Here is a 19,972-nt window from a genome sequence, read left to right as displayed (position 1 = left end):
ATGAGCAACAACCCATACGACACGCACTCTGGCCATCGCCGCCTCGACGGCCTCATCAGCTGGCACGCCGACTGGACCGGGCTCCGGGTCGCCGTCCTCGGCCTTGGCGTGACCGGCTTCGCCGCGGCGGACACCCTCGCCGAACTCGGCGCGGACGTCCTCGTCGTCGCCGGTAACGCCCCGGACGACCGGGCCAGGCTCCTCGGCGTGATCGGCGCCGGGCTCGTCCAGGCCGACCTGAGCGAAGTCCCCGCTGAACTCGCCGCCCACCGTCCGGAACTCCTCGTCGTCAGCCCCGGCTTCCACCCCGACCACCCGCTGCTGCTCTGGGCCGCTGCAGCCGGAATCCCCGTCTGGGGCGACATCGAACTGGCCTGGCGCCTGCGCGACAAGGTCGGCGCCCCGGCAGAGTGGATCCTCGTCACGGGCACCAACGGCAAGACCACGACCGTGCAGCTGACCGCGACGATCCTCGCCGCAGCAGGCCACCGGGTCGCCCCCTGCGGCAACATCGGCGTGCCCGTCCTCGACGCCGTCCGCGACCCGCTCGGCTGGGACGTGCTCGTCGTCGAACTCTCGAGCTACCAGCTGCACCACCTGCCACGCACCGGGCCGGGCGCCCTCGTGCCGTGGGCGAGCGTCTGCCTGAACATCGCGGACGACCACCTCGACTGGCACGGCTCCGCTGCCGCCTACCGCGAGGCAAAAGCCACCGTCTACGCCAACACCAAGATCGCGTGCGTCTACAACAAGGACGACGAGGCCACCCGCACGATGGTCGAGGACGCCGAAGTCCGCGAGGGCGCCCGCGCCATCGGCTTCGGCCTCGGCGTCCCCGGTCCGAGCGACCTCGGCGTCGTCGACGGCATCCTCTGCGACCGCGCCTTCCTCGAGGAACGCTTCGACACCGCGATCGAACTGACCACCGTGCCCGAGCTCCGCGCCCGCGGCCTCGGCGCCGCCCACCTCGTGGCCGACATCCTCGCCGCGAGTGCCCTCGCGCGGTCCTTCGACGTCGACGCACCGATCATCCATGACGTGCTCGAGACCTTCCAGCTCGACGAACACCGCATCGAGATCGTGGCAGACGCAGCGGGCATCCGCTGGATCGACGACTCGAAGGCCACGAACCCGCACGCAGCGGATGCGTCGCTCGCCGCGTTCGACTCCGTGGTCTGGCTCGTCGGCGGCCTGCTCAAGGGCGTCGACATCGACCACCTCGTCAGCACCCACGTGCCCCGGCTCCGGGGCGCCGTCATCATCGGCGTCGATCGGGACGCCCTGCGGGCGGCATTCCTGCGACACGCCCCCGGGTTGCCCGTATTCGAGATCGATGCCGCTGACACTGGACAGGTGATGCCGAACGCCGTCGCTGCCGCGGCAGGCATCGCCGAGTCAGGTGACGTCGTGCTGCTCGCACCGGCGGCGGCATCGATGGACCAGTTCTCCGACTACGCAGCACGCGGCCGCCTCTTCGCGGAAGCCGTTCACGATTATCTGGGAGGTGAGGCGGATGGCGAGACTGCCCCTGGCTCGAACGCCTAGGACCGCAGCCCCCCACCAGCCGGCGCCCGAGGCGCACAACCCCGCCACCCGCATCCATCTCGGACGCGTGTTCAAGGCGGAATCGACGAGCTACTTCCTGCTGCTCGGAACGACCCTCTTCCTCGTCGCCTTCGGCCTCGTGATGGTGCTGTCCTCATCGTCGGTCGACTCCTACCTCGAGAACGCAGGCTTCTTCGGCACCGTGCTCCGCCAGGGCGGCTTCGCGGCCGTGGGTGTCCCGCTGATGCTCTTCGTCAGCCGGATGCCGATCAAGTTCTGGCAGCGGGTGGCCTGGCCGACCCTGATCATCGCGTGCCTGCTGCAGTGCCTCGTCGTCTTCACCCCGCTCGGCATCACCGTCGCAGGGAACACGAACTGGCTGTCCCTCGGCGGGGTCCAGTTCCAGCCGTCCGAGGCGATCAAGCTCGCGCTCGTCATCTGGCTCGGCATGATCCTCTCCCAGAAGCAGGACCTGCTCGACGACTGGCGCCACGTCTACATTCCCGTGTTCGGCGTCGGCGGCGGATCGATCATGCTCGTACTGATCGGCGGCGACCTCGGAACCGTCATCATCATGGCCGGAATCCTCTTCGGCGCGCTCTTCTTCGCGGGCGTCCGGCTGCGGATGCTCGCGCTCCCGCTCCTGGTCGGCACGGTCGCGGGCGTGCTCGTCGCCGTCTCGAGCTCCAACCGGATGACCCGCATCCTCTCCTTCCTGAACACCGGCTGCGACGACCACACCGGAACGATCTCCGCGGCGTGCTGGCAGCCGCTGCACGGCACCTGGGCACTCGCCAACGGCGGGATCTTCGGCGTCGGACTCGGCAACTCCAAGGCCAAATGGTCCTGGCTGCCCGCTGCGGACAACGACTACATCTTCGCGATCATCGGCGAGGAGCTGGGCCTGATCGGCGCCATCGTCGTGCTCGGCATGTTCATCCTGCTCGCGTTCGCCTTCCTGCGGATCATGCGCTCGAGCACGAGCGTGCAGGCGCGCGTGTCGACGGCCGCCGTGATGGTCTGGGTCATCGGCCAGGCGCTCGTCAATATCGGTGTCGTCCTCGGCGTCTTCCCCGTCCTCGGCGTTCCGCTTCCGCTCGTCTCCGCGGGCGGCACAGCCCTGCTCTCGACCCTGATCGCGATCGGCATCGTGCTGTCCTTCGCCCGCGCGCACCCCGATCCGGCCGGGCGCACCCCCGGCGGAACCGAGCACCCGGCGGCACGGCCCGGACCGAGACGGGTGTCCGAGTGACCACGTACCTCATGGCCGGCGGCGGGACCGCCGGCCATGTCAACCCCCTGCTCGCGGTCGCCGATGCGATCCGCGCGCGCGAACCCGACGCGGTCATGATCGTGCTCGGCACCAGGGAAGGCCTCGAGGCCCGCCTGGTACCCGCACGCGGCTACGAGCTGATCTTCGTGCCACGGCTGCCGTTCCCGCGCCGCCCGAACCGCGCCGCCGTGCTCTTCCTGCCCCGGTTCAACCGCGCCGTCAGCGACCTCGCCGCCGTGCTCCGCGCCAGGAAGGTCGACGTCGTCGTGGGCTTCGGCGGCTACGTCTCGACGCCGGCCTACCTCGCGGCCCGCCGGGCGGGCATCCCGATCGCCATCCACGAGGCGAACTTCCGCGCGGGACTCGCGAACCGCCTCGGGGCCTGGCTGACCACGCGCGTCGGCGTCGTGTTCCCCGGAACCCGGATCCGCCACGGCCGGGTCGTGGGAATGCCGCTGCGGCCGGAGATCCAGAACCTCGACCGCCCCGGCGTCCGGGCGGAGGCGCTGCGCTTCTTCGACCTCGACCCCGGCCGGCCGACCCTCCTCGTCACGGGCGGGTCCCTCGGCGCGCGGCGCCTCAACGGCACGGCCGTGCAGTCAGCATCGGCGCTGGTCGCGGCCGGCTGGCAGGTGCTGCACATCACCGGGCAGAAATCCGAGGTCTCCGACCCGGCCATCGACCACTACCGGATGATCGAGTACTGCGACCGGATGGACCTCGCCCTCGCGAGCGCGGACTTCGCCGTCTCCCGGGCAGGGGCCGGGACGGTCTGCGAGCTCAGCGCGCTCGGCATCCCCGCCGTCTACGTGCCCTACCCGGTCGGAAACGGGGAACAGCGCTTCAACGCGGCCTCCGTCGTCGCCGCGGGTGGCGGGATCATCGTCGACGACGCGGCCTTCCTGCCCGCCTGGGTCGCTGACGAGCTCGTGCCGCTCCTCACCGACCGGCCGCGCGTGCGCAGGATGGGGGAGCTCGCGGCATCCGTCGGAGGCCGCGACGGCGCCGAGCGGATGGCGGACCTCGTCAGCGATGCCCTCGGCCACCCACACGGCGGCGTCAATCCGGCAATCCCTGGCGCCGACGCGTAACGTAGAGGCCGCACCACACCCGATTTCGACACTGAGATTCGACACTGAGAAGAGCGGCACCACGTGATCAAGCCCGACCTGAACCTCGTCATTCCTGCGGACCTGGGAACGGTACATTTCGTCGGCATCGGCGGTTCCGGAATGAGCGGCATCGCGCGGCTCTTCCTTGCGGCCGGCCACACCGTGACCGGCTCCGACGTGCGCGAGTCGGCGAACGTGCTCGCCCTGCGCGAGCTCGGAGCGCGGATCAGCATCGGCCACGCCGCGGAGAATGTCGGGGATGCCGATTCCCTCGTCGTCACCGGGGCGCTCTGGCAGGACAACCCCGAGTACGTCCTCGCCCTCGAGCGCGGCCTCCCGGTGCTGCACCGGGCCCAGGCGCTCGCCTGGCTGATCCAGAAGCACCGCCTCGTCTCCGTCGCCGGCGCACACGGCAAGACCACGTCGACCGGGATGATCGTCACGGGCCTGCTCGGCATCGGCAAGCACCCGAGCTTCGTCAACGGCGGAGTGATCGAGTCCCTCGGCGTCTCGGCGGGCGCGGGAACCGATGACCTGTTCGTTGTCGAGGCCGACGAATCCGACGGGTCCTTCCTGCTGTACAACACGGCCATCGCGCTCGTGACGAACGTCGATCCGGACCACCTCGACCACTACGGGTCCCTCGAAGCTTTCGAGGCCGCCTTCGTGCAGTTCTCCCACGCAGCCACCGAGCTCGTCGTGATCTCCGCAGACGACCCCGGCGCGGTCCGGGTCACCCGGAGCCTCACCGGCCAGAAGGTCGTCACCTTCGGCGAGGCCGCCGACGCGACCGTGCGCGTGCACTCCGTCGTGACGGATGGTCCCGTGAGCTTCTCCGTCTCGTATGCGGGCCAGGACTACTCAGCGACCCTGCGGATCCCCGGCAGGCACAACGCGATCAACGCGGCAGGCGCCTTCGCCGTGCTCGTCGGACTCGGCTGCGACCCCGCAGCGTCGCTCGCGGCCATTGCCACCTTCGGAGGCACCCAGCGCCGCTTCGAACTGCACGGCACCGTGAACGGCGTCAGTGTCTACGACGACTACGCCCACCACCCGACGGAGGTCGCGGCCGCGCTCACCGCGGCACGGACCGTCGTCGGGACCGGGCGCATCATCGCCGTGCACCAGCCGCACCTGTACAGCCGCACCCGCCTCTTCGCGCAGGAGTTCGCGGACACCCTCGAACGCACCGCTGACCAGACGGTCGTGCTCGGCGTCTACGGCGCCCGCGAGGATCCCGAGCCCGGCGTGACCGGCGCCCTGGTCTCCGGAAAGTTCCACGACGCATCCAAAGTCGCCTACGTGCCCGACTGGCAGGAGGCCGCCGACTACGTTGCGCGCATCGCCAGACCCGGCGACTTCGTCGTCACACTCGGCTGCGGTGACGTCTACCGGATCGTCCCCCAGCTGCTCGAATCGCTCGGCGACCGCGTCCAGGCCCAGGGATAGCACGGGGGAATGAGGCGACCAGAGGGCTTCGACCGGCCGGAGCAGCCGCCCACCAGGGACGGCGCCGCGCCCAGCGCTGCCACACCCGGCGGCCGGGGCACGAAGCGTTCGTCGCGCCGCCCCGCGGACACCGCGACTCCCGCCGGCGGCCGGGGAACGACCGACGGCACCAGCACCGAACCCATCACGGTCCCGAAACGCCGGCCAGAGCAGCCGCACCTCGCCTCCGTCTCGCCTCTGCACTCGTCAGGAGCGCAGCAGGCCGAACCCGTCACCGAGCCGATCACGACGGTGCCGGCGCGGTCACCGGGCGCACGGCCGCCGAAGGGGCGGGCGTCTGACGCAAAGACGGAGACCGCCGGTACGGCAGGGGAGGACGCAGAGCCCGCGCTGACCCCCGCAACGGCCCGGCGCAAGTTCCGCGCCGCCCGACGTGCGCGCAAGCGTTACGAACGCGAGGAGGTGCGCCGCTTCACCTGGCGCTCGCGCCGCCGCCGCACGGCCTGGCTCGTCGCGCTCGGTACCGTGGCCGCTCTCCTCGGGTTCGTTCTCATCGGGACGTACTCGCCGCTGATGGCGCTCCGCACGATCGAGGTCGTCGGGACCAGCCGGATCTCCGCCGACCAGGTCACCGCCGCGCTCGGCGACCAGCTCGGCACCCCGCTGCCCCTCGTGGACTTCGCGCGGATTCGCGAGGACCTCGGTACGTTCCCATTGATCCAGAGCTACGTGACCGAGAGCAGGCCACCGGACACCCTCGTGGTGCGGATCGTCGAACGGACGCCCGTCGGCACGGTCGTCGTCCCCGGCGGGTTCAACCTCGTCGATGCCGCGGGCGTCGTGATCCAGAACGGCCCTGCACGCCTGGCCGACTATCCCGTGATCGACGCGCGGGCCGGCGTCGGCAGCGCCGGGTTCCAGGCCGCGACGGCCGTCATCGCCGCCGTCCCGGATGCCGTCCGCCAGCAGCTCGACACGGTCACGGCGGCGACCACCGACGACGTGACCCTGGTCCTGACCGGTGGGGCCCGGGTGGTGTGGGGGAGTGCGGAGCGATCGGAGTACAAGGCCGTCGTGCTCGCCGCGCTCATCGTGAGCCACCCCGTCGGCACCGTCAAGGAATACGACGTCTCTTCTCCGGACAGCGCCGTCCTCCGCTGATCCGCGGGCCATCCGCCGGCCGGGGAACCGAGTCGTCCCGCCACGCGTAATCCGCACGGTGATTTTTCCGGGGTTGTTCGCGACACGCGGGCGCGCCTCCCCGGAGGGGGATGCGTGGCGCTTACCTTCGAAATCAGGAATTGCATACTCAGCATAACTTTAAACTTCGACCAGAGGTTTAGGGTTCCACCGGAGGCCGGACGTGTCAACAACAAACCAGAACTACCTCGCTGTCATCAAGGTTGTTGGAATCGGCGGCGGCGGCGTCAACGCTGTCAACCGCATGATCGAACTCGGCCTCCGTGGCGTCGAGTTCATCGCCATCAACACCGATGCCCAGGCGCTGCTGATGAGCGACGCCGACGTCAAGCTCGACGTCGGTCGCGACCTCACCCGTGGCCTCGGCGCCGGCGCGGACCCCGAGGTCGGCCGTCGTGCCGCCGAGGACCACGCCGAAGAAATCGAAGAAGCCCTCGCGGGAGCCGACATGGTCTTCGTGACCGCCGGCGAAGGCGGCGGCACCGGCACCGGCGGAGCACCCGTCGTCGCCCGCATCGCGAAGTCCATCGGCGCGCTCACCATCGGCGTCGTCACGAAGCCGTTCGGCTTCGAGGGCAAGCGCCGCCAGGCCCAGGCCGAGGCGGGTGTCGCCTCCCTCAAGAACGAGGTCGACACGCTCATCGTCGTGCCGAACGACCGCCTGCTGGAAATCAGCGACCGCGGCATCAGCATGCTCGAGGCCTTCGCAACGGCCGACCAGGTCCTCCTCGCCGGCGTGCAGGGCATCACCGACCTGATCACGACCCCCGGTCTGATCAACCTCGACTTCGCCGACGTGAAGTCCGTCATGCAGGGCGCGGGTTCCGCGCTCATGGGCATCGGCTCCTCACGCGGTGCAGACCGCGCCATCAAGGCGGCAGAACTCGCCGTCGCCTCCCCCCTGCTCGAGGCGTCCATCGACGGCGCACACGGAGTGCTCCTCTCGATCCAGGGCGGCTCGAACCTCGGCATCTTCGAGATCAACGACGCGGCCCGCCTCGTCCAGGAGGCCGTGCACCCCGAAGCCAACATCATCTTCGGTGCCGTCATCGACGACACCCTCGGTGACGAGGTCCGGGTGACGGTCATCGCAGCAGGCTTCGACGGCGGAGAACCCGGTGTCAAGGCCGTCGAGGTGCGCCACGCGGACCTCGTGGCCGCGGGTGTCGCCGCCGGCGCCGTCTCCGCTACGGCGGATGCTGCATCGGGCGGCGCTGCGAGCGTCTTCGGCACCGAAGAGGCAAGCGTCGCGACCTGGTCCGCCGGAGAAGCAGGGACGGCCGTCGCCGACCCGGCCTTCGAAGAAGACCCCGACGACCTGGACATCCCCGACTTCCTCAAGTAAACCCATCGTGACCGAATTGCGTCCTGAGCCGTCCGGCCTCGCCGGGCGGCTCGACGTCGTGCGCGAACGGGTCGCCTCGGCCGCCAGGGACGCGGGCAGGGACCCGGCGGACGTGACGACGATCGTCGTGACCAAGTTCCATCCCGTCACGATGATCGAGGAACTCCTCCGGCTCGGTGTGCACGATTTCGGCGAGAATCGCCACCAGGAGGCCCAGGAAAAGGCCGGCGCCCTGGCCGGCCGCGACCTCACCTGGCATTTCGTCGGCCAGGTCCAGGGCAAGAAGGCCCGGCAGGTGCGCTCATACGCTCACGTCGTGCATTCCGTCGACCGGGCGTCCCTCGCGACGGCCCTCGGCTCTGCCGATTCGTCCATCGATTGCTTCATCCAGGTGAACCTCACGGACGACCCCGCTCGCGGGGGCGTCGATCCCTCCGGGCTCGATGCGCTCGTCGAGCACGTGCTCGGCACGCCGGGATTGCGCTTGCTCGGGCTCATGGCCGTCGCCCCGCTCGGGGCGGAACCGGCAGCGGAGTTCGCCAGGGTCCGGTCACTCGGGGAGGGCATCCGAAGGGCCGCGCCCGAGGCGCGATTCCTGTCGATGGGCATGTCGCAGGACTATCCGGAGGCCATCCGCGAAGGGGCGACACACCTTCGAATTGGCACCGCAATCACCGGGAATCGCCCGACTCTCGGTTAATCTGAGTACGAAGAATCACCAACACGGAGGTCGAGATGTCCAACCCGCTCAAGAAAACCATGGTTTACCTGGGGCTGGCAGACGAAGAGCTGGAGTACGAGGCGCCCGTCGCCCCACCCGCGGCCGATCAGAATGCCGTCTCGAATTCCGCCCAGCCGAAGACTGCCGCGCCGCACCAGGCCGGCCCGTCCGCGACGCGCGTCGAGGGCTCTCACGGCACCAATGGCCGCGCCCCGGTGACCCCGCTGCGCAAGACCTCCACTCCCAAGAATGTGGCTGCCTCAGAAATGAATGAAATCCTCACCGTCCACCCGCGCCAGTACCGCGATGCCCAGCTGATCGCGGAATCCTTCCGCGAGGGCATTCCGGTCATCATCAACCTCTCCCAGATGAGTGACGCCGACGCGCGCAGGCTCATCGACTTCGCAAGCGGCCTCTCCCAGGGCCTCTACGGCAAGATCGAACGGGTCACCGCCAAGGTGTTCCTGCTCTCGCCGTCCCACATCGTCGTCTCGGGCGACAACGCCGCCGAGGAGTCCGACACGGAGTCGTCCTTCTTCGCGCAGTCATAGTCTCGGCCGTGTTCGTCGTCACACTGCTCGCCTGGATCATCTATTACGCCCTGCTGTTGTATTTCTTCGTCATGTGGGGACGCTTCATCGTCGACCTCGTCCGCAGCGTCAATCGCTCGTGGCGCCCGCAGGGAATCACGCTCGTTCTGGTCGAATTCATCTACGTGGTCACCGATCCACCGGTCAAATTCTTCCGGCGCATCCTGCCGCCACTGCGGGTCGGCCCGATCGCATTCGACTTCGGCTGGAGCCTGACCATGCTCTGCACGATCATCGGCATGGGCGTCGTCGGCGCTCTCCGGTAGTTCTCGCGTCCGTTCCGGAGTGCGGCATGTATTCTTGATCGAGGCGTCCCGGGTTCGCGTGTGCAACACGCTCCGTCCGGTAGCGTCAATTATTCGTTCGACAAAAAGTTCTCAACTGAGTTTTAAGGGTGGAAAGCCATGGCGCTAACTCCGGAAGATGTAGTCAACAAGCGGTTCCAGTCGACCAAGTTCCGTGAAGGATACGATCAGGACGAGGTGGATGACTTCCTCGACGAGGTCGTCGTGGAGCTTCGCCGCCTGACTGCCGAAAACGAGGAGCTCCGCGCCGGTGTCAGCACCGAAGCCGGAAGCACTCCCGTCGTCGCCCCCGTCGAAGCCGTCAAGGCTCCCGAGGTCGTTCCCGCGCCCGTCGTCGTTCCCGCGGTCGTCGCCGCAGCGGCTCCCGTGGCCGAGCCGATCGACGAGACCGCCGGCACCACGAACCTGCTGCAGCTGGCCCGCCGCCTGCACGAGGAACACGTCAAGGAAGGCGCCGAGAAGCGCGACGCCCTCATCGCGGAGGGCCACGCAACTGCGGCCCGCCTCGTTGCGGAGGCCGAAGCCAAGCAGCGCGCACAGAACACGATCCTGGACAAGGAACGCTCCGTCCTCGAGAACAAGATCGACGGGCTCCGCACCTTCGAGCGCGAATACCGCCAGAAGCTGAAGAGCTACATCGAGGGCCAGCTGCACGACCTCGACGCTGCCTCACCGGTCGGCGCCGAGAGCGCGCAGAAGCCGAGCTACCAGGGCTTTGGCTCCTAAGGTCCGAACGAAAGGGCGATCCAGCGCGCTCATCGTTCTGGGCCTCGCCGCGCTGGGCGTCTATGCGCTCGACCAGACGGCCAAGTTCCTCGTCGTCAGTTCGCTGACCGAAGGAAGTACCGTCCGGGTTCTGGGGGATGTGCTGCAATGGCACTACGTCCGGAACCCGGGCGCGGCGTTCAGCCTCGCCACCGGCATGACGTGGATCTTCACGATCATCGCCGCGGCGGTCGTCGTGTTCATCGTGATCTTCGCCGGGCGCATCCGCTCCCTGGCGTGGGCGCTCGTCTTCGGCCTGCTCCTCGGCGGCGTGCTCGGAAACCTCACCGACCGGCTTTTCCGGGAGCCGTCCTTCGGCCTGGGCCACGTCGTCGACTTCATCACGACACCCTGGTTGATCCCCGCCATTTACAACGTCGCGGACGCGTCGATCGTCACGAGCATGGTGATCTTCATGATCCTCACCATCCGCGGCATCGGCCTCGACGGACGCAGGGCCGTGCGCGAGCCGGCCGGCACCTCCGATGCCACCGCCGATGATGCCGATCCGGCCGACCCCGGCTCGACCCCGGCCCCGCCCCTGCCCGCCGAAGGCACCACGGCAACACCCACCCAGTTAGCACCCTGATTCCCCCCATGGAAACCCGCTCCCTCCCCCTTCCGGACGGCCTCGCCGGCGTTCGCGTCGACGCCGGCATCGCCAAACTCCTCGGTTTCTCCCGCAGCTTCGCCGCAGAGGTCGCCGAGGCAGGCGGTGTCGCGATCGACGGCGTCGTGGTCGGCAAGTCCGACCGCCTGCACGCGGGAAGCTGGCTCGAGGTGAACTGGCAACCGAAGGACGCTCTCGAAATCGTTCCGATCGAGGTCCCCGACCTCACGATCGTCTACGACGACGAGAGCATCGTCGTCGTGAACAAGCCCTCCGGTGTCGCGGCCCACCCGAGCGTCGGCTGGACGGGCCCGACGGTTCTCGGCGCGCTCTCCGCCGGCGGCTACCGGATCGCGACCTCTGGGGCCTCGGAGCGCGCGGGCATCGTGCATCGCCTCGACGTGGGCACGAGCGGACTCATGGTCGTCGCGAAGTCGGAGACGGCGTACGTCGCCCTCAAGAAGGCCTTCCACGACCGCGAGGTCGAGAAGATCTACCATGCCGTCGTGCAGGGCCATCCCGACCCGAGTGCAGGCACGATCGACGCGCCCATCGGCAGGCACCCGCGCTCCGACTGGAAATTCGCGGTCATCGCCGGCGGCAAAGACTCGGTCACCCACTACGAGACCCTCGAGGCCTTCCCCTCGGCGTCCCTGCTCGAAGTGCACCTGGAGACGGGACGCACCCACCAGATCCGGGTACACATGGCCGCCCAGCGGCATCCGTGCGTCGGCGACGCCATGTACGGTGCAGACCCCTCGATCACGGCCAGGCTGGGACTCACCCGGCAGTGGCTGATCGCCAAACAGCTTGCGTTCTTCCACCCGGAATCCCGGGAATGGGTCACCTTCTCCGCCGAATACCCCGCGGACCTTGAGCATGCCCTGACCGTGCTCAGGGATGTCTAGGCCAGGAACACCACACACCATCTACCGGAGCATCCGTGTCGAATACCACTAGCGCGAACGGATCGAATGATTCTTTCGTGCACCTGCATGTGCACAGCGAATACTCCATGCTCGACGGAGCCGCGCGGGTCAAACCGCTGATCAAAGAGGCCGTCGAACAGGGAATGCCCGCGGTCGCCATCACAGACCACGGCAACATGTTCGGCGCGTTCGACTTCTGGAAGTCCGCGACGGACGCCGGCATCAAGCCCATCATCGGTACTGAGGCCTACATCACCCCCGGCACCGACCGGCGGGACAAGACCAGGGTCAAATGGGGCACGAGCGGCCAGAACCGCGACGATGTCGGCGGCAGCGGCGCGTACACGCACATGACGCTGCTCGCCGAGAACACCGCGGGCATGCACAACCTCTTCCGGCTCTCGACGAAGGCCTCACTCGAGGGCTACTACTTCAAGCCCCGCATGGACCGCGAGCTGCTGAGCGAGTTCTCGAACGGCCTGATCGGCACGACCGGCTGCGTCGGCGGCGAAGTGCAGACCCGCCTCCGTCTCGGCCAGTACGACGAGGCGAAGAAGGCTGCGGGGGAGCTGAGGGACATCTTCGGACCGGAGAACTACTTCTGCGAGATCATGGACCACGGCATCGACATCGAGCGCCGCACCATGAGCGAGCTGCTCCGCCTCGCCAAGGAGCTCAACCTCCCGCTCGTCGCCACGAACGACCTGCACTACACGCACGCCCACGATGCGACGGCGCACGCCGCCCTGCTGTGCGTGCAGTCGGCGTCGACCCTCGACGACCCGAACCGGTTCAAGTTCGACTCAGACGAGTTCTACCTCAAGACCGCGGCCCAGATGCGGCACCTCTTCCGCGACAACCCGGAAGCCTGCGACAACACGCTCCTGATCGCCGAGCGCTGCGAGGTGAAGTTCGACACCCAGGCCAACTACATGCCGCGCTTCCCGACCCCGGAGGGCGAGAACGAGGAAAGCTGGTTCGTCAAGGAGACCGAGCTCGGCCTGGCCCGCCGGTACCCGAACGGCATTCCCGCCGAGGTGCGCACCCGGGCAGACTACGAGGTCGGCATCATCGCCCAGATGGGCTTCCCCGGCTACTTCCTCGTCGTCGCGGACTTCATCATGTGGTCCAAGACGAACGGCATCCGGGTCGGCCCAGGGCGCGGATCGGGAGCCGGGTCGATGGTCGCGTACGCGATGGGCATCACCGACCTCGACCCGCTCGTGCACGGCCTGATCTTCGAGCGGTTCCTCAACCCGGACCGCGTCTCCATGCCTGACTTCGACGTCGACTTCGACGATCGTCGCCGCGGCGAGGTCATCCACTACGTCACCGAGAAGTACGGCTCCGAGCGCGTCGCCCAGATCGTCACCTACGGCACCATCAAGGCCAAGCAGGCCCTGAAAGACTCCAGCCGGGTACTCGGCTTCCCGTTCGGGATGGGCGACAAGCTCACCAAGGCCATGCCGCAGCCGATCATGGGCAAGGACATGCCGCTCACCGGCATGTTCGACAAGGACCACCCGCGCTACCGCGAGGCCGTCGACTTCCGCGCGATCATCGAGACGGATGCCGAGGCCCGCACGGTCTTCGACACCGCGCTCGGCCTCGAGAACCTGAAACGCCAGTGGGGCGTGCACGCGGCCGGCGTGATCATGTCGTCAGACCCGCTGATCGACATCGTGCCCGTGATGAAGCGCGAGGCCGACGGCCAGATCGTCACCCAGTTCGACTACCCGGCGTGCGAGTCCCTCGGACTGATCAAGATGGACTTCCTCGGGCTCCGCAACCTCACGATCATCGACGACGCCCTCGACAACATCGCCGTCAACCGCGGCCACCGGCCCGTGCTCGAGGACCTCGGCCTCGACGACCCCATCGCATACGAGCTGCTCGCCCGCGGTGACACCCTCGGCGTCTTCCAGCTCGACGGTGGCCCGATGCGCGCACTGCTCCGCCTGATGAAACCCGACAACTTCGAGGACATCTCCGCCGTCATCGCGCTCTACCGGCCGGGGCCCATGGGCGCGAACTCGCACACCAACTACGCGCTGCGGAAGACCGGGCAGCAGGAGATCGTGCCGATCCACCCCGAACTCGAGGAAGCCCTCAAGGACGTCATCGGCACCACATACGGCCTGATCGTGTACCAGGAACAGGTCATGTCGATCGCGCAGAAGCTCGCCGGCTTCTCGCTCGGCCAGGCCGACCTGCTGCGCCGGGCCATGGGCAAGAAGAAGAAATCGGAGCTCGACAAGCAATTCGCCGGGTTCTCCGCCGGGATGAAGACCAACGGGTACTCCATGGAGGCGGTGAAGACCGTCTGGGACATCCTGTTGCCGTTCTCCGACTACGCCTTCAACAAGGCGCACTCCGCGGCGTACGGCGTGGTCAGCTACTGGACCGCCTACCTCAAAGCGCACTACCCGGCCGAGTACATGGCGGCCCTGCTGACGAGCGTCGGCGACTCCCGCGACAAGCTCGCGCTCTATCTCAACGAGTGCCGCCGGATGGGCATCCAGGTGCTCCCGCCGGACGTCAACGAGTCCATCGGCTACTTCGCGGCCGTCGGTCCGGACATCCGCTTCGGGCTCGGCGCCGTGCGCAACGTCGGCTTCAACGTCGTCGACGCGATCCGCGCCTCGCGCGACGAGAAGGGCCGTTTCGAGTCCTTCCACGATTTCCTCCGCAAGGTGCCGATCCAGGTCGCCAACAAGCGCACGGTCGAATCCCTCGTCAAGGCCGGCGCCTTCGACTCCCTCGGAGCGACCCGCCGGGCCATGGTCGAGATCCACGAGGGCGCCGTCGAGTCCGCCGTGAAGATCAAGCGCGACGAGGAACACGGCATGGTCGGCTTCGACTTCGACAGCCTCTTCGACGACCCGCAGGAGACCGAACAGGTCCCGGACCGTCCGGAATGGAGCAAGAAGGAGAAACTCGCCTTCGAACGCGACATGCTCGGCCTCTACGTCTCCGACCATCCGCTCGCCGGCCTGGAGATCCCGCTCGCGAAACACGCCTCGACCTCCATCGCCGACCTGCTCGCCTCCGAACAGACCCAGGACGCTGACACCGTCACGATCGCCGGCCTCATCACGAGCGTCCAGCACCGGATCGCCAAGAAGAGCGGCAACCAGTACGGCATCATCCAGGTCGAGGACTTCGGCGGCGACATCGACGTGATGTTCATGGGCAAGGCGTACCAGGAGTTCGCGCCCGCGCTCATCAACGACTCGATCGTCGTGGTGCGCGGTCGGGTGAGCCTCCGGGACGACGGCATGAACATCCACGCATACAGTCTCTTCGCGCCGGACCTCGGACAGACCGGCGACTCTGGCACCCTCGCGATCACCCTCACAGAGGCGCGCGCGACGACCGACACCGTCACCGCGCTCGGCGACGTGCTGATCCGGCACCGTGGCTCCTCGGAGGTGCGGCTCAAGCTGATCAAGAACGATTCGGCCCGCGTCTTCGAACTGCCGTACCAGGTCACGATCAGCGCAGACCTGTTCGGCGAGCTCAAGAGCCTGCTCGGCCCGTTCTGCCTCAGCTAGAGGTCGCCGTCCCAGCCGAGCCGGCCGCGTCCGCCGCGCCGGGCGCATAGCCCGTCGGCTATGCGCCCGGGAATAGCCTTGGACCATGACACGTCGCACGAGCGAACCGTTCTACACCCCGGCCATCGTGGCCGGCCGGGCCATCTTCGGGGTCTTCCGGCTCAAGGCTGCGGCGACCGGCTTCGAGAACCTCCCCGATACCGGGGGAGCCGTCCTGGCGATCACGCACTTCGGCTATGCCGACTTCGCCCTCGTCGAATGGCAGGCCTGGCTGCACAACCGCAGGCACATCCGCTTCATGGCCAAGAAGGGCGCCTTCGACAAGCCCGTCGTCGGCTGGCTGCTGCGCGGTATGCACCACATCAGCGTCGACATGCAGGCGGGGGCCGCAGCATACGGCGAGGCCGTCGCCGCCCTGCGCGCGGGTGAACTCCTCGGGGTGTTCCCGGAAGGCGGGGTCAACGCCTCCTTCACCGTGCGCGAGCTCAAGTCCGGCGCGGTCCGGATGGCGAGGGAGGCCGGCGTCCCGGTGATCCCTGTCGCGGTCTGGGGCGGCCACCGGCTGCTGACGAAGAACCACAAGCCCACCCTGCGGGAGGCGTACCGGGTGCCGATCCGCTTCTCCGTGGGAGCGCCGTTCGAGCTCGACCCCGCCGTCGACGCCCAGGAGCTCACCGCGCAGCTCCACGACACCCTCCAGGCCATGGTCGACGAACTCCAGGCCGGGTATCCCGTCGACGGTTCCGGCCAGTGGTGGCAGCCGCGCCATCTCGGCGGCGCGGCTCCGACCCCGGAGGAGGCTGCGGTCGTCGAGGCAGAACGCCAGCGACTCCGCGCGCTCAAGCGCACTGCCGCGACACGCGACGACGCCTGACCCGGCCAACGGGTCGTTCGCCTCGGCTCAGAGCGCCGCTTCCGGTCCGGGCACCCGGTACATCCGCTCGTGGTAGAGCAACGCCTCGTCTTCGTCGCCGAGGCCGCCCTCCTCGATCTGGACGACGATCACGGCGCCGTTGTGCACAGAGACCCGCTCGATGATGTGGCCGACCATCCAGCTCGTCACGTCGTTCAGCACCGGCAGGCCGTGCGGACCCTCATGCCAGTGGTCACCGGCGAAGCGCAGGGCGTTCGGCCCGCTCATCCGCTCGGCGAGGGCGCGATTGCGTGCGCCGAGGGTGTGGATGACGACGCGCTCCGTCTCGGCGATCGCCGGCCAGGAGCTTGCCGTCCTGGCCATGTTGAAGGTCGCGAGCGGCGGCACGGACGACAGCGAGGCAAGTGAGGTCGCCGTGAACCCGACGGGGGTTCCGTCGGTCTGGCGCGCCGTCACGCACGCGACACCGGCGGCGTGGCGCCGGAACGCCTGCTTGAACGCGGCGAGGTCGAGAGGGGCGTTCGGATCTCCCTCGAGCCGGGGAACGGTCGGTGTTTCGCGGATGTCGTTCAGTTCGTTCATGTCACTTGCCCCAAGGTCTGTGAAGGCCACCCTATTCCCGTGTGATGGATGTTGGTGGCTAGGCTGGTCAGACATGATCCAGAGACTTGACCTACGAGGCACCCGGCCGACGCCGGCCGAACTGCTCGCCACGATTCCGCGCGCCGTCACCGATGTGACCGCCGCGAGCGCCGTGGCCGCCGAGCTCATCTCCGACGTCCGCGCGCGCGGCGAGGCGGCGCTCTACGACCAGGCCGAACGGCTCGACCGGGTGCGCCCTGACGCGCTCCGGGTCCCGGCCGGCGACATCGCCGACGCCCTGGCCGGGCTCTCGCCCGAAGTGCGCATCGCCATCGAGGAGACCATCCGGCGGGTCAGGCTCGCGAGCGAGGCCCAGGTGCCGCCGCACGTGACCACGACCATCGCCGAAGGAGCCGTGATCACCCAGCGGTGGCAGCCTATCCGTCGCGTGGGCCTCTACGTGCCGGGCGGCAAGGCTGTCTACCCTTCGAGCGTCGTGATGAACGTCGTGCCAGCGCAGGTCGCCGGGGTCAGCTCGATCGCGCTCGCCTCACCGCCGCAGCAGGCGTTCGGCGGACGCGTGCACCCGACCATCCTCGCCGTCGCCGGGCTCCTCGGCGTCACAGAGATCTACGCCATGGGCGGCGCCGGCGCTGTCGGCGCGTTCGCATACGGGGTGCCGAGCCTCGGCCTCGACCCCGTCCAGCTCGTCACCGGCCCCGGCAACGTCTACGTCGCCGCCGCCAAGCGGCTCGTCCGCGGCGTCACCGGCATCGACGCGGAAGCCGGCCCCACCGACATCCTCGTGATCGCCGACTCCGGCGCAGACCCGCTCCTCGTCGCGGCCGACCTGGTCAGCCAGGCCGAGCACGACGAACTCGCGGCCGCCGTGCTCGTCACCGATTCGGTCGAGCTCGCGGATGCCGTCACCGCGCGACTCGCCGTGCTCGCGGTGACAACCCCTCACGGTGAGCGGGTGACCGCCTCGCTCTCCGGAACCCAGTCCGCGATCGTGCTCGTCGACGACCTCGCCGCCGCCGCCGCATTCAGCAACGCCTTCGGGCCGGAGCACCTCGAGATCCAGACCAGGGACCCGCACGTCGAACTCGCGCTCATCGAGAACGCCGGGGCCATCTTCCTCGGCCCGAACTCACCGGTGAGCCTCGGCGACTACTCAGCGGGCTCCAACCACGTGTTGCCGACCGGCGGCCAGGCCCGGTTCTCGTCCGGCCTCGGGGCGTACACGTTCCTCCGCCCGCAGCAGGTCGTCGAGTACAGCAGGGACGCACTCCGCGGTGTCGCCGCCAATATCGCGGCGCTGTCGGACGCCGAGGATCTCCCCGCGCACGGCGCGGCCGTGACCGCCCGCTTCGCCTGACCCGAACCGATTCGACGGAGATTGTGTCCGGAAGCCACGGGGGAGTGCCGTTCCGGGGTGTTTCAGACCGAGCGCCCGTCGAATCGGTCAGGGCGTCGGGGCGAGGGTGTGGCGCGACGCGCCCGGGCGACGGCGAATCCCCCGGAAAGGGGCGCTAGGCTGGCAACACAATGTTCTGCCCGTTCTGCCGCCACCCGGACTCCCGAGTCATCGACTCGCGCACGAGCGACGACGGACTTTCCATCCGTCGCCGTCGCCAGTGCCCCGAATGCGGTCGCCGGTTCAGCACGACGGAGACCGCGAGCCTCAACATCGTCAAGCGCAGCGGCGTCGTCGAACCGTTCAGCAGGGACAAGATCGTCACCGGTGTCCGCAAGGCCTGCCAGGGGCGGCCGGTGACGGACTCCGACCTCGCCCTCCTCGCCCAGCGCGTCGAGGAGACCATCCGCCAGACGGGTGCCTCCCAGGTCGCCGCGAACGACGTCGGCCTCGCGATCCTGCCGCCGCTGCGTGAACTCGACGAGGTCGCCTACCTCCGCTTCGCGAGTGTGTACCGCGCGTTCGACTCCCTCGAAGACTTCGAGAGCGCCATCGACCAGCTCCGCAGTGAACACGAGGAGAGTCTCCGCAACGGGGCCCTCGACGACGAGCCCGAACTGTAGCCGGTGTACCCCTTCTTCTTCCGGCACGTGCTCGCGCGGCTCGACCCCGAGCGCGCACACCACCTCGCCTTCACGGTGATCCGTCTCATTCCGAGCCGGGGCATCGGGCGGCTTGTCCATGCGTTCACCCGGCCGAGAACCGACCAGGCCGTGCACACCCTCGGCTTGCGCTTCGATTCCCCGTTCGGCGTCGCCGCAGGCTTCGACAAGGACGGCCTCGCCGTGATCGGCCTGGGCCGCCTCGGTTTCGGCCACGTCGAGGTCGGCACGATCACGGCGCTGCCGCAGCCGGGAAACCCGAAACCGCGGCTGTTCCGGCTGGTCCCCGACCGCGCCGTGATCAACAGGATGGGCTTCAACAACCAGGGCGCTGCAGCGGCAGCAGTGCGCCTCGCCCGGGTGGGTTCGATCGCTGGACGGCCCGTGCTCGGCATCAACATCGGCAAGAGCCGCGCGACCGCGGTGGACGACGCCACGAGCGACTATCTCGTGAGCGCCAGGGCCCTCGCGCCCCTCGCCGACTACCTCGTCGTCAACGTGAGTTCGCCGAACACCCCCGGCCTCCGCGGCCTGCAGGAACTCGACCAGCTGGCCCCGCTTCTCACCGCCGTCCGGGCGGCGTCCGGGAGCACCCCCCTGCTCGTCAAGATCGCCCCTGACCTTCGCGACGGGGAAGTCACCCGCATCGCCGAACTCGTCGTGCGGCTCGGCCTCGACGGCATCATCGCGACCAACACGACCATTTCACGCGAGGGTCTCTCGACGGATGCCGCCAGGATCGAGGCCATCGGAGCCGGCGGCCTGTCGGGGGCCCCACTCCGGGCCCGCTCGCTCGCGGTACTGCGCCTGATCCGCGCGAGCGTTCCCGCCGGCCTCTGCGTGATTTCCGTCGGAGGAATCGACACCGCCGCCGACGTCGCCGAGCGGCTCGATGCCGGGGCGACCCTCGTCCAGGGCTACACGGCGTTCCTGTACCGTGGCCCGCTCTGGGCGCGCCAGGTCAACCGCGGCCTCGACCGGCTCCGCGCGTAACCTCCCCGCCTGACGTCAGCGGTCGGTGCGAGGTGCGCGGGCATCC

Annotated in this window: 18 protein-coding genes; 17 read left to right on the top strand and 1 reads right to left on the bottom strand. The window is 68.7% G+C overall.

What is annotated here, in order from left to right; translation table 11 throughout:
* The 14 genes from murD to E3O50_RS00135 all read left to right on the top strand — a co-directional run bounded on the left by murD (position 1) and on the right by E3O50_RS00135 (position 16,272).
* The gene (gene murD / locus E3O50_RS00200; RefSeq protein ID WP_134558367.1) at positions 1 to 1,545 is read left to right on the top strand and encodes a UDP-N-acetylmuramoyl-L-alanine--D-glutamate ligase; all 1,545 of its coding nucleotides are present in this window, start codon (positions 1 to 3) and stop codon (positions 1,543 to 1,545) included.
* Entirely contained in the window at positions 1,514 to 2,797 is a 1,284-nt protein-coding gene (gene ftsW, locus E3O50_RS00195; protein WP_134446096.1) for a putative lipid II flippase FtsW, read from the top strand. The genes murD and ftsW overlap by 32 nt, the downstream gene beginning before the upstream one ends.
* The gene (locus E3O50_RS00190; protein WP_134558349.1) at positions 2,794 to 3,909 is read left to right on the top strand and encodes a UDP-N-acetylglucosamine--N-acetylmuramyl-(pentapeptide) pyrophosphoryl-undecaprenol N-acetylglucosamine transferase; all 1,116 of its coding nucleotides are present in this window, start codon (positions 2,794 to 2,796) and stop codon (positions 3,907 to 3,909) included. The genes ftsW and E3O50_RS00190 overlap by 4 nt, the downstream gene beginning before the upstream one ends.
* Before the next feature lie 63 nt (positions 3,910 to 3,972).
* Entirely contained in the window at positions 3,973 to 5,379 is a 1,407-nt protein-coding gene (gene murC, locus E3O50_RS00185; protein ID WP_134446094.1) for a UDP-N-acetylmuramate--L-alanine ligase, read from the top strand.
* A gap of 9 nt (positions 5,380 to 5,388) precedes the next feature.
* Complete coding sequence (locus E3O50_RS00180) at positions 5,389 to 6,540, top strand: FtsQ-type POTRA domain-containing protein (protein ID WP_134558350.1); 1,152 nt, start codon at positions 5,389 to 5,391, stop codon at positions 6,538 to 6,540.
* A 202-nt stretch (positions 6,541 to 6,742) separates the two neighbouring features.
* Positions 6,743 to 7,924, top strand: a complete 1,182-nt coding sequence (gene ftsZ / locus E3O50_RS00175; RefSeq protein ID WP_134446092.1) for a cell division protein FtsZ — start codon at positions 6,743 to 6,745, stop codon at positions 7,922 to 7,924.
* 7 nt (positions 7,925 to 7,931) lie between these two features.
* Complete coding sequence (locus E3O50_RS00170; protein WP_241975251.1) at positions 7,932 to 8,624, top strand: YggS family pyridoxal phosphate-dependent enzyme; 693 nt, start codon at positions 7,932 to 7,934, stop codon at positions 8,622 to 8,624.
* Positions 8,625 to 8,659: 35 nt separating this feature from the next.
* Entirely contained in the window at positions 8,660 to 9,196 is a 537-nt protein-coding gene (gene sepF, locus E3O50_RS00165; protein ID WP_134446091.1) for a cell division protein SepF, read from the top strand.
* A gap of 8 nt (positions 9,197 to 9,204) precedes the next feature.
* A complete protein-coding gene (locus tag E3O50_RS00160) occupies positions 9,205 to 9,501 on the top strand; it encodes a YggT family protein (RefSeq protein ID WP_134446090.1) in 297 nt (98 codons plus the stop codon).
* Positions 9,502 to 9,639: 138 nt separating this feature from the next.
* Positions 9,640 to 10,266: a DivIVA domain-containing protein gene (locus tag E3O50_RS00155; protein WP_134446089.1), complete on the top strand. Its 627-nt coding sequence runs from the start codon at positions 9,640 to 9,642 to the stop codon at positions 10,264 to 10,266.
* Positions 10,256 to 10,894, top strand: a complete 639-nt coding sequence (gene lspA / locus E3O50_RS00150; protein ID WP_134558351.1) for a signal peptidase II — start codon at positions 10,256 to 10,258, stop codon at positions 10,892 to 10,894. Before E3O50_RS00155 ends, lspA begins: the two co-directional genes overlap by 11 nt.
* Before the next feature lie 8 nt (positions 10,895 to 10,902).
* Positions 10,903 to 11,823, top strand: coding sequence for an RluA family pseudouridine synthase (locus E3O50_RS00145; RefSeq protein ID WP_134446087.1), 921 nt, complete (start codon positions 10,903 to 10,905; stop codon positions 11,821 to 11,823).
* Between the two features lie 77 nt (positions 11,824 to 11,900).
* Positions 11,901 to 15,398 (top strand): DNA polymerase III subunit alpha, encoded by a 3,498-nt coding sequence (gene dnaE, locus E3O50_RS00140; RefSeq protein ID WP_255454095.1) that lies wholly within the window; start codon positions 11,901 to 11,903, stop codon positions 15,396 to 15,398.
* Positions 15,399 to 15,483: 85 nt separating this feature from the next.
* Positions 15,484 to 16,272, top strand: coding sequence for a lysophospholipid acyltransferase family protein (locus E3O50_RS00135; RefSeq protein ID WP_134446085.1), 789 nt, complete (start codon positions 15,484 to 15,486; stop codon positions 16,270 to 16,272).
* Positions 16,273 to 16,299: 27 nt separating this feature from the next.
* On the opposite strand, the gene E3O50_RS00130 is transcribed toward E3O50_RS00135, so the two are convergent.
* Positions 16,300 to 16,854: a flavin reductase family protein gene (locus E3O50_RS00130; protein ID WP_134446084.1), complete on the bottom strand. Its 555-nt coding sequence runs from the start codon at positions 16,852 to 16,854 to the stop codon at positions 16,300 to 16,302.
* Between the two features lie 73 nt (positions 16,855 to 16,927).
* Between E3O50_RS00130 and hisD the strand changes: the two genes are divergently transcribed.
* The 3 genes from hisD (at position 16,928) to E3O50_RS00115 (ending at position 19,926) form a co-directional block, all read left to right on the top strand.
* Positions 16,928 to 18,232 (top strand): histidinol dehydrogenase, encoded by a 1,305-nt coding sequence (hisD, locus tag E3O50_RS00125; RefSeq protein ID WP_134558352.1) that lies wholly within the window; start codon positions 16,928 to 16,930, stop codon positions 18,230 to 18,232.
* Between the two features lie 170 nt (positions 18,233 to 18,402).
* Positions 18,403 to 18,894: a transcriptional regulator NrdR gene (gene nrdR / locus E3O50_RS00120; RefSeq protein WP_134446082.1), complete on the top strand. Its 492-nt coding sequence runs from the start codon at positions 18,403 to 18,405 to the stop codon at positions 18,892 to 18,894.
* Between the two features lie 3 nt (positions 18,895 to 18,897).
* On the top strand, positions 18,898 to 19,926 hold the full coding sequence (locus tag E3O50_RS00115; RefSeq protein WP_134558353.1) for a quinone-dependent dihydroorotate dehydrogenase: 1,029 nt from the start codon (positions 18,898 to 18,900) through the stop codon (positions 19,924 to 19,926).
* Positions 19,927 to 19,972: the final 46 nt, after the last annotated feature.

Origin of the sequence: Cryobacterium sp. MDB1-18-1 (assembly GCF_004402735.1) — a bacterium.
Classification (GTDB): Bacteria; Actinomycetota; Actinomycetes; order Actinomycetales; family Microbacteriaceae; genus Cryobacterium; species Cryobacterium glucosi.
This window is presented reverse-complemented; position numbering and strand designations above follow the sequence as displayed.